At 74.9% G+C, this 9,702-nt stretch carries 7 protein-coding genes and 2 riboswitches; of the genes, 5 read left to right on the top strand and 2 right to left on the bottom strand.

Annotated elements, in window-relative coordinates; genetic code table 11:
- A partial coding sequence (locus ETD96_RS33970) for a bifunctional nuclease domain-containing protein (RefSeq protein WP_138640581.1) occupies positions 1 to 270 on the top strand: 270 nt, incomplete at its 5' end.
- A gap of 505 nt (positions 271 to 775) precedes the next feature.
- Positions 776 to 1,372: a MerR family transcriptional regulator gene (locus ETD96_RS33965; RefSeq protein WP_089326825.1), complete on the top strand. Its 597-nt coding sequence runs from the start codon at positions 776 to 778 to the stop codon at positions 1,370 to 1,372.
- A 3-nt stretch (positions 1,373 to 1,375) separates the two neighbouring features.
- Here the strand turns inward: ETD96_RS33965 and ETD96_RS33960 are convergent, their stop codons facing one another.
- Entirely contained in the window at positions 1,376 to 3,880 is a 2,505-nt protein-coding gene (locus tag ETD96_RS33960) for a lysylphosphatidylglycerol synthase transmembrane domain-containing protein (protein ID WP_138640580.1), read from the bottom strand.
- Between the two features lie 265 nt (positions 3,881 to 4,145).
- Positions 4,146 to 4,240, top strand: a riboswitch (glycine riboswitch).
- A riboswitch (glycine riboswitch) is annotated at positions 4,241 to 4,351 on the top strand.
- A 61-nt stretch (positions 4,352 to 4,412) separates the two neighbouring features.
- Here ETD96_RS33960 and gcvP point away from each other — a divergent pair.
- Complete coding sequence (gene gcvP, locus ETD96_RS33955) at positions 4,413 to 7,283, top strand: aminomethyl-transferring glycine dehydrogenase (protein WP_138640579.1); 2,871 nt, start codon at positions 4,413 to 4,415, stop codon at positions 7,281 to 7,283.
- 135 nt (positions 7,284 to 7,418) lie between these two features.
- Complete coding sequence (locus tag ETD96_RS33950; protein WP_138640578.1) at positions 7,419 to 8,525, top strand: tetratricopeptide repeat protein; 1,107 nt, start codon at positions 7,419 to 7,421, stop codon at positions 8,523 to 8,525.
- 22 nt (positions 8,526 to 8,547) lie between these two features.
- Here ETD96_RS33950 and ETD96_RS33945 read toward each other — a convergent pair whose 3' ends face one another.
- The gene (locus ETD96_RS33945) at positions 8,548 to 8,973 is read right to left on the bottom strand and encodes a PPOX class F420-dependent oxidoreductase (RefSeq protein WP_138640577.1); all 426 of its coding nucleotides are present in this window, start codon (positions 8,971 to 8,973) and stop codon (positions 8,548 to 8,550) included.
- Between the two features lie 50 nt (positions 8,974 to 9,023).
- On the opposite strand from ETD96_RS33945, the gene ETD96_RS33940 reads away from it, so the two are divergent.
- On the top strand, positions 9,024 to 9,620 hold the full coding sequence (locus ETD96_RS33940) for an alpha/beta hydrolase family protein (protein WP_138640576.1): 597 nt from the start codon (positions 9,024 to 9,026) through the stop codon (positions 9,618 to 9,620).
- Positions 9,621 to 9,702 lie beyond the last annotated feature (82 nt).

Raw genomic sequence — 9,702 nt, 5'->3', positions numbered from 1 at the left:
CTCAGCGTCCAGCTCCGCACGGTCAACATCACCGCGCTCCGCGAAGGCATCTTCTTCGCCGACCTCGTCTTCTCCAACGGCGTCGAGGTCAGCGCCCGCCCGTCCGACTCCATCGCCCTGGCCCTCCGCACCGGCGCCACGATCTTCGCCAGCGAGGACGTCCTGGAAGAGGCCGGCGTGGCCATCCCCGACGAGCAAGAGGACGAAGTGGAGAAGTTCCGCGAGTTCCTCGACACCATCTCCCCGGAGGACTTCGGCCGAGCGGGCTGAAGCCGGGCGAAGCGTGACGGCGAGCCTGCCGGGAACAGGCTTCCCACCGGGTTAGCCTGGGATAACGTGCGAGCAGTGGGTTTGTTGCCCCGGTTCCTGGGGATTCATGAAGATAGGCTTGATCGCCTGCCGGTAGCCGCGATCCGCGACCACCTCGGCCACCACCGCGACCCCGCGACGACCTGTGGCATTGAGATCGCGTTCGAAGGCGGGTTTCGAGCTTGCGAGAAACCTGATCGCGCAGCGAGCCGCAAAGCGAGACGGAGCGATGCAACGATCGCGCGCAGTGCACGAGGATGGAGGCCCGCCGGGGCCGAAGAAGGAGTGCGCTGCAATAAACACAGAAATGCAGGTAATACGTGGGTTCATCCGGGCATGCGACGCGCCGACGATGAACGTTGACCCCACCCTGACCGGCACCTACCGTGCTGGTGGAACACCCGTGGTGTAATTCGTCAAACCCCCTTGACGAACCGCCACGGGATGATAGAAGCCGGAGGTCCGCGTGGCGGTGAGCAGCGGCGAGGGCAAGGCGACCCCCGACAGGCACGTGGCGTCCCGCCGTGCCGGAGAGCAGGGGCTGCTCTTCGACACGCAGGTGTCCGCGCCGCCGGAGGATGTCGGCTACCGGGGCCCGACGGCGTGCGCCGCGGCGGGGATCACCTACCGGCAGCTCGACTACTGGGCGCGCACGAAACTCGTGGAACCGAGCGTGCGCGCGGCGCAGGGATCGGGCAGCCAGCGGCTGTACAGCTTCCGCGACATCCTCGTGCTGAAGGTCGTGAAGCGGCTGCTGGACACGGGCGTGTCGCTGCAGCAGATCCGGACGGCCGTGACCCACCTGCGGGACCGCGGCGTCCAGGACCTCGCGCAGATCACGTTGATGAGCGACGGCGTCAGCGTCTACGAGTGCACGTCCGCTGACGAGGTCGTCGACCTGCTGCAGGGCGGGCAGGGCGTGTTCGGCATAGCGCTGGGCCGGGTGTGGCAGGAGGTGGAGGGGAGCCTCGCGCAGCTCCCCGGCGAACGCGCCGCCGCGGACCCTATCGAGCACCCCCACGATGAGCTCGCCAACCGGCGCCGCGCGCGCCGGACCGGCTGACGCTCAGAGCGCCTCCTTGCGCTGGAGGAAGGCGAACGCCCCCCAGCCCGGCAGCACGGGCGGCCACAGCGTGAAGAGCCGGTAGAGCAGCACCGCGGACGTCGCGGTCTCCGCGGACAGCCCGGAGATCGTCAGCGCCAGGGTGAGGGCGCCCTCGACGGCCCCCAGACCGCCCGGCGTCGGCGCCGCGGACCCGACCGCGTTCGCGGTGAGGAACACCAGCACCACCGTCGTCCAGGGCAGCGACCCGCCGAACGAGCGGATCGACGCGTCCAGGCACAGGACGAACGCCAGCGTCAGCAGCAGGCTGCCGCCGATCCCGGTGAACAGCTTCGTCGGGGACTGCAGGACGTCCACCAGGCGGGGCACCACGCCGGAGAACATGCTCCGCAGCCGCGAGGTCACCACCCGGCGGACGCGGGGGACCGTCAGCGCCAGCCCGGCGACCAGGCCCAGCGCCAGCACCGCGATCACGATGGTGCGGGACGGCGCCAGGTCCTGCGTGGCCTTCGCCGTCGAGCCGGTGATGAACCCGAACAGCACCAGCAGCAGGATGTGCGTGACCAGCCCGACGAGCTGCGACGCGCCGACGCTCGCGACGGCCAGGGCCGGCCGCACCCCCGAGCGCTGCAGGTAGCGGGTGTTGACCGCGACGGCGCCGACGGCCGCCGGCGCGACCAGCTTCACGAACGACGCGGCGAGCTGCACCAGCACCGTCCGGCCCAAGGGCAGCCGCTCTGGGACGAACCCCATCAGCATGAGCGCCGCCCCGACGTAGGTCAGCGCCGCCGCGCCGAGGGCCGCGGCGACCCAGTGCCAGCTCGCCGTGGCCGCCAGGTACCCGACGTCCAGGCTGGTCACCTGCGGGATGACGATGTAGGCGGCGATCGACAGCGCCACCACGCTGAAGATCGTCCTCGGCCGGAAGCGCTCCAGCCGGGCCGGGGCCGCCTCGGTCTCCGGCTTCAGCCGGACGATCTGCTCCCGGATGCGGGTGAGCAGCTCCCGGTCGCGCCGCAGCGCGGCGCGCGTCGCGCGGGACAGGGCCACCCGCTGCAGCAGCGGCACCGCCCCGCCGAGGGCCTCCTCGCCGAGCACGGACGCGGCGGTCCGCACGGCCCGCTCGGGGCCGGCCCGCAGCGCGAGGGTCGTGAGGAGCTGCGCCAGGTCGAGGCGCAGCACCAGGTCGCCCGCGGCGGTCTCCCCGGCCCGCAGGTCGGTGACGTAGGCGAGGCCGTCCTCGCCGATCAGCAGCGCCCGGTCCTCCAGCCGCCGGTGCGCGAGCCGGCCGCCCTGCAGCGCCCGGAACTGCCGCCAGACGTCGGTCAGCAGCTCGTCGGTGACCTCGCCGTCCGGCACGTCGCCGAGCCGCCGGCCCGGCACGTGCTCGTAGGCCAGCAGCGCCGCCTCCGTGCCGACCTCGCAGGTGCCGGCCAGCCGCGGGGTCCGCACGCCCGCCGCGTCGACCGCGTACGCCATCAGCGACTCCTGCTCCAGGGACCGGCGCAGCGACCGCAGCGTGCGCCCGCTGGTCGCGGCGCGCAGCCGCAGCAGCCGCCAGATCCGGTACAGCAGCCCGGCGGTCTGCTGGTCCCGGTCCAGGACGCGGACCTCCAGGTCCCAGTCGCCGTGCGCGCCGCGCCCCGCGGGCACCCGGGCGCCGTACCCGCCGGCGGCGGACGGGCCGAGGACGACGCCGTAGCGGCGGCCGTCCTCGGTGTCGTCGGCGGGCTCGTCCAGCCGCGCGCCCCGCTCCGGCCGCATCCCGAGCCGCTCCAGCGCCGCGACCACCGCCGTCCCGGACGGCCGCGGGTTCGGCGTGCCGACGGCGTACAGGGTGCCGTGGCCGATGGCGCGGCCGAGGAAGTAGGTGGCCGCGAGGGCGGCGACGGACGCGTACGACGCGGTGAGCCCGGTCAGCGCCGCCAGCCCGATCATGATCCAGGTCGCCGCCTGCCAGCGGGTGCGCCCCGCCATCCCGACGGCGGTGGCGAACGCGATCACGGGGGCGATGTCGGTGTGCACGGGCGCGGTCTCGGTGCCGCCCCAGATCAGCGAGTCCAGCACGCCGCCGGGGGCGGCCCGCACCACCAGGTCGTCCAGCCCCACGGTGATACCGAAGGCGATCACGGCGGCCAGCAGCGCGATCGCGACGCGCGTCCCGTCCTTGTGGAACAGCCGCTCCACCGCGAACGCGACCGGCACCGCCAGCACCCCGAAGCTGGACACCAGCGTCGCGAGCGTCAGCAGCAGCCGGGGCGCGTGCGCGGTGCCCTCGGCGATGTCGGTCTGCAGGCCGTGCGTGGTCTGCTGCGCGATCGACACCAGCAGCATCACCGCCGCGAGCCCGGCCAGCGACGCCGCGAACCTGATCGCGTCGGTGGGCCGGCGGATCCGGTCCGGCAGGGCGGGCTCGTCGACCGGCGCCCCGGCGGGCGCGCCGCGCGCCGCGCGCACCGCGCCGTCGTGGGTCTGCGTCACGCCGCTACCGCCCGGGCCGTCCGTCATCGTGATCAGCGTCCCAGAACCGGCGGCGCGCCGTCGAGCGCCGGGACGCCTCCCGGCCGGTCGCGCGTGCACCCCGCAGCCCCATCTCCGCCCCCGTGGCCCGAGGTCCGTCTTGTCCCAGGTGAATCAGCACATCGTACCGGCCGGTACCGGTCCGGCACCGGGGGACGCCCTCCGTGTCCGCGGCGGGGGGACCCCGTCCCGCCGGGGCCCGCGGCGGCGGCCGGGACCGGTCTTTGGGTAGGGTTCGTTCAGGACATGCCGTCGACCCTGGGCGGGAGAGCCCCCGCGCCGCCAGCGCGGGGCGCCGAAGGGGCAACCTCCCCGGAACCTCTCAGGCAAAAGGACCGCTCGGGCGAGGCACCTCTGGAAAGCAGGCGTCGTTCCCCGCGCGCGGGGAACGCGGCTCACCGAAGGGGAAACCCCGCCGCGCGGGTGAAGCTCTCAGGTGCCGATGACAGAGGGGGAGACCGGCCGCCGGCCCGCGCGCCGGCGGTGGCCCTGAGCGACCGCAGCAGCCAGGAGGCTCTCCATGACCGCGCAGTTCTTCGCCCCCGTGGCTTCGCCGCAGCACGCCCGCGCCGCGTTCGCCGACCGGCACATCGGCCCCGGCCCGGCCGACCGCGACCGGATGCTCGCCGCGATCGGCTACTCCGGCGCCGAGGCGCTGATCGACGCCGCGGTCCCCGCCGCGATCCGCACCGCCCGCCCGCTGGACCTGCCGCCCGCGCTGAGCGAGCCCGCCGCGCTGGCCCGGCTCCGCGAGCTGGCGTCCCGCAACACCGTGCTGACCTCCATGATCGGGCTCGGCTACCACGGGACGACGGTCCCGGGCGTGATCCTGCGCAACGTCCTGGAGAACCCGGGCTGGTACACCGCCTACACGCCGTACCAGCCGGAGATCTCCCAGGGGCGGCTGGAGGCGCTGCTGAACTTCCAGACGGTGGTCGCCGACCTGACCGGCCTGCCCGTCGCCAACGCCTCCATGCTGGACGAGGGCACCGCCGCCGCCGAGGCGATGGCGCTCGCGCACCGCGCGTCCAGGCGCAAGGACCCGGGGACGTTCCTCGTGGACGCCGACGCGCTGCCGCAGACGATCGAGGTCGTCCGGACGCGCGCCGTCCCGCTCGGCATCGAGGTGGTGACCGCCGACCTGTCCGAGGGCCTCCCGGACGGCGACTTCTTCGGCGTGCTGCTGCAGTACCCGGGCGCGTCCGGCGCCGTCCGCGACCTGGAGCCGGTGATCGCGCAGGCGCACGAGCGCGGCGCCAAGGCCGTCGTGGCCGCCGACCTGCTCGCGCTGACGCTGCTGCGCCCGCCGGGGGAGTCGGGCGCCGACATCGCGGTCGGGTCGGCGCAGCGGTTCGGCGTCCCCTACGGGTTCGGCGGGCCGCACGCCGGCTACATGGCGGTCGGCGAGGGCCTCCAGCGGCAGCTGCCCGGACGCCTCGTCGGCGTGTCCGTCGACGCGGACGGCGCCCTCGCCTACCGGCTGGCGCTGCAGACGCGCGAGCAGCACATCCGCCGGGAGAAGGCCACCAGCAACATCTGCACCGCGCAGGTCCTCCTGGCCGTGATGGCGAGCATGTACGCGGTGTACCACGGCCCCGAGGGGCTCGCCGCGATCGCGCAGCGCGCCCACCGCCGGGCCGCCGAGATCGCCGCGGGGCTGCGGGCCGCCGGCGTCGAGGTCGTGCACGGCGCCTTCTTCGACACCGTCCTCGCCCGCGTGCCGGGCCGGGCCGCCGAGGTCGTCGCCGCCGCCCGCGAGCGCGGCGTCAACCTGCGCCCGGACGGCCCCGACCGCGTCGGGATCGCCTGCGACGAGACGACGCTGCCCGAGCACGTCACGGCCGTGCTGGAGGCGTTCGGCGCCGCGCCCGCCGGCGACGCCGCCGAGGCGATCCCGGACGCGCTGCGCCGGGAGAGCCCCTACCTGACGCACCCGGTGTTCCACGCGCACCGCTCCGAGACCGCGATGCTGCGCTACCTGCGCCGCCTCCAGGACAAGGACATCGCGCTCGACCGCTCGATGATCCCGCTCGGCTCCTGCACGATGAAGCTGAACGCGACCGCCGAGATGGAGCCGATCACCTGGCCGGAGTTCGCCGACATCCACCCGTTCGCGCCGGTCGACCAGGCCGCCGGCCACCTGGAGCTGATCGGCGAGCTGGAGGACGCGCTCGCCGAGATCACCGGGTACGCGAAGGTGTCGGTGCAGCCGAACGCCGGCTCCCAGGGCGAGCTGGCGGGCCTGCTGGCGATCCGCGGCTACCACGCGTCCCGCGGCGAGGAGCACCGCGACGTCTGCCTGATCCCGTCGTCCGCGCACGGCACCAACGCCGCCAGCGCGGTCATGGCCGGGATGCGCGTCGTCGTCGTCAAGTGCGACGAGGGCGGCAACATCGCGCTGGACGACCTGCACGCCAAGATCGAGCGGCACGGCGAGCGGCTCGCCGCGATCATGGTGACGTACCCGTCCACGCACGGCGTCTTCGAGGAGACGATCACCGACGTGTGCGCGGCCGTGCACGCGGCGGGCGGCCAGGTCTACGTCGACGGCGCCAACCTCAACGCCCTCGTCGGCCTCGCCCGCCCCGGCGAGTTCGGCTCGGACGTCTCCCACCTGAACCTGCACAAGACGTTCTGCATCCCGCACGGCGGCGGCGGCCCGGGCGTCGGCCCGGTCGGCGTCCGCGCGCACCTCGCCCCGTTCCTGCCGAACCACCCGCTGCGCCCCGAGGCCGGCCCGGACACCGGCGTCGGCCCGATCTCCGCCGCCCCGTGGGGCTCGGCGGGCATCCTGCCGATCTCCTGGGCCTACATCGCGATGATGGGCCCGGACGGGCTGCGCGCCGCGACCGAGGGCGCGATCATCAGCGCGAACTACCTCGCCGCGCGGCTCGCCCCGCACTACCCGATCCTCTACACGGGCCGCAACGGGCTCGTCGCGCACGAGTGCATCGCCGACCTCCGCAAGATCACCAAGGAGACGGGGATCACCGCCGAGGACGTCGCCAAGCGGCTCATCGACTACGGCTTCCACGCCCCGACCCTGTCGTTCCCCGTCGCCGGCACCCTGATGATCGAGCCGACCGAGTCCGAGGACCTCGCCGAGCTCGACCGGTTCTGCGACGCGATGATCGAGATCCGCCGGGAGATCCAGCGGGTCGCCGACGGCGGCTACGACCGCGAGGACAACCCGCTGAAGAACGCCCCGCACACCGCCGCCTCCCTGGTCTCCGACGACTGGAAGCACGCCTACACCCGCGAGGAGGCCGCCTACCCCGTCCCGTCGGTGCGGGAGGGCAAGTACTGGCCGCCCGTCCGCCGCATCGACCAGGCCTACGGCGACCGCAACCTCGTCTGCTCCTGCCCGCCCCCCGAGGCGTTCGAGGACTGAGGGGCCGGGGCCCGGGCCCCCGCCGGGACGGATATGTGATCTTGGTGGGGGTTTCGGGGTGTCGTCGCGGGACGCGGGGGCGCCGGGTCGCTAGTCTCTGTGCGGACTTCCACGAACCCCAGAGGGCAGGGGCCGATGAGCGAGTTGCCGGACGAGACGGCCGACCCGGCGCGGATGTGCGACGAGGCCCGCGGCCTCGCCGAGGGCGGTGCCGCCGGGCAGGCGGCGCTGCTGTTCGAGAAGGTGCTCGCCATGGGCGAGACGCCGGTGCGGGCGCGGGCCGCGCTCGGCCTCGCCGTCGTCCTCGACGACGCCGGCGAGGTGGAGCGGGCCCGGGAGGCCGACGGCGTCGCGATCGCCACCGGCGACCCCGAGTACGGGCCGCGCGCCGCCTACCACCTGGCGCTCACCCACGAGCGGGCCGGCGAGCCGGAACGGGCCGCGCCCGCCTGGCGCGCCGTGGTCGGCTTCGGCAACCCCGCCTACCTGCCGCCCGCGCACCTGGCGCTGGCCCGGATCGCCGACGACGGCGGCGACTTCGACGCCGCGCGCGAGCACTGGGAGGCCGCGGTCGCGACCGGCGACGCCGAGTACGGGCCGCTCGCCGCGCACGACCTCGCGCAGCGGCTGCTCGAGCGCGGCGACCCGGCGCGGGCGCAGAAGACGCTGGCCGCCGGGCTGCGGCTGATCGACCGCGACGCCGCCCCGTACGCCTACGCGCGGCTCGCCGTCGCGCTCGGCATCTCCTACCTCGACCAGGCGATCGGCGCGTTCGGCGCGGCGCTGGCGGCGGAGCCCGCCGACCCGGAGACCGGGCCGCTGGCCACCGAGCTGCTGGCGCGGACGCTGCCGCTGCGCGGGCGCGGCGGCGAGGCCGGGGAGGTGTGGCGGCGCGGGCTCGCCGAACCGGGCACCGCGCCGCAGGTGCGGGCCAGGCTGCGCCGCGACTTCGGCGAGGACGACGGCGACGCCGACCTGTGGTGGGAGCCGGTCGTCGAGCAGGCCGTGTCGGAGGGCACGCTCCCGGCGCTCGCCGGGGAGGCGTTCGGCGCCCTCGACCACATGTACGCGCTGCTGGCCGTCCGGTACGCCGAGCGGCGGGGCGACGAGGCGCACGCGGTGCTCGGCGGGGCGGTCCGCGTCCCCGACGGCTACCCGTGGGGCCCGCTGCTGCACGAGAGCTTCGCCGAGCGGCTGCGCCTGGCGACGGGCGCGCCCGTCCCGGAGTGGCCGGACGGCTAGCCCGGGGGAGCGGGCCGGGCGGCTAGTCCGCGATGGCGCGCTCCGCGACCACCTTGGTGATGCGGGCGCGGACGAGGTACTCGGTGGGGACGGCGTTGCGCGCCCCGAACTCGGCGCCGCGCTCCGCGCCCATGTAGCGGCCGCCGATGAGCGTGGCCCAGTGCCGCATCTCGTCCAGGTCCTCGATCAGGGCGGCCTCCGCCTGGAGCTGCACGTACGAGAACGGCGGGGTCTGGTCGTCCACGCAGACCGACAGGCGCGGGTCGCGGGCCAGGGCGCGGCCCTTGACGCTGTGCCGGCTCGTGTTGAACAGAAGGTCGTCCCCGTCGAGGACGAACCAGATCGGTGTGACGTGCGGCGTCCCGTCCTTGCGGATGACGCCGGCCTTGCCGGTGCGGGTGCCCTCGCTCACGAACGCGCGCCACTCGCCGTCTGTCATCTTCTCCATGCGCCCAGTCTGCCGCAGAGATCATCTGGCGCGGCCGTTACGGTGGTCGCATGGAGGTCACGACGGCGCACGGGCCCGCCGAGGTGGTGGTGGACGAGGTGCGGGACGCCGCGTTCCTGCTGGTCCTGACGCACGGGTCCAACGGGAGCGTCGACGCCCCCGACCTGCTCGCCGTCCGCGAGGCCGCGCTCGGGCTCGGCGGCGCCGTCGCGCGGGTGACGCAGCCGTTCCGGTTCGCGGGCCGCCGGGCGCCCGGCGCGCCGGTCAGGCAGGACGAGGCGTGGCTGGAGATCGTCGGGCCGCTGCGGGAGCGGTTCGCGGGCGTCCCGCTCGTGCAGGGCGGCCGCAGCAACGGTGCGCGGGTGGCGTGCCGGACGGCGGCGGCGGCCGGCGCGGCCGGGGTGGTGGCGCTGGCGTTCCCGCTCCACCCGCCCGGCAAGCCGGAGAAGACGCGGGTGGGGGAGTTGCGCGGGGCCGGTGTGGAGGTCCTCGTCGTCAACGGCGACCGCGACCCGTTCGGCGTGCCGGACGCGGCCGACGCGGCGCACGTCGTGGTCCTGGCGGGGGAGCGGCACGACCTGAACAAGGATCCCGCTGCGGTCGGCCGGGCGGTCGAGCCGTGGCTGCGCAAGTGGGCGTCGCGCTGACCGGTGCCGGACACGCGAACGGCCCGTCCGGTGCGGACGGGCCGGGAGTGACGGCTCGATCCGGGCCCGGTGCGGGCCCGGA

The sequence above is a fragment of the Actinomadura geliboluensis genome (genome assembly GCF_005889745.1).
In the GTDB taxonomy this organism is placed as follows: Bacteria; Actinomycetota; Actinomycetes; order Streptosporangiales; family Streptosporangiaceae; genus Spirillospora; species Spirillospora geliboluensis.
This window is presented reverse-complemented; position numbering and strand designations above follow the sequence as displayed.

What these genes read in the sequence shown, in the direction of transcription:
- gcvP (WP_138640579.1), top strand. Translation starts at nt 4,413, where the DNA reads ATGACCGCGCAGTTCTTCGCCCCCGTGGCTTCGCCGCAGCACGCCCGC.
- ETD96_RS33940 (WP_138640576.1), top strand. Translation starts at nt 9,024, where the DNA reads ATGGAGGTCACGACGGCGCACGGGCCCGCCGAGGTGGTGGTGGACGAG.
- ETD96_RS33950 (WP_138640578.1), top strand. Translation starts at nt 7,419, where the DNA reads ATGAGCGAGTTGCCGGACGAGACGGCCGACCCGGCGCGGATGTGCGAC.
- ETD96_RS33945 (WP_138640577.1), bottom strand. Translation starts at nt 8,973, where the DNA reads ATGGAGAAGATGACAGACGGCGAGTGGCGCGCGTTCGTGAGCGAGGGC.
- ETD96_RS33960 (WP_138640580.1), bottom strand. Translation starts at nt 3,880, where the DNA reads ATGACGGACGGCCCGGGCGGTAGCGGCGTGACGCAGACCCACGACGGC.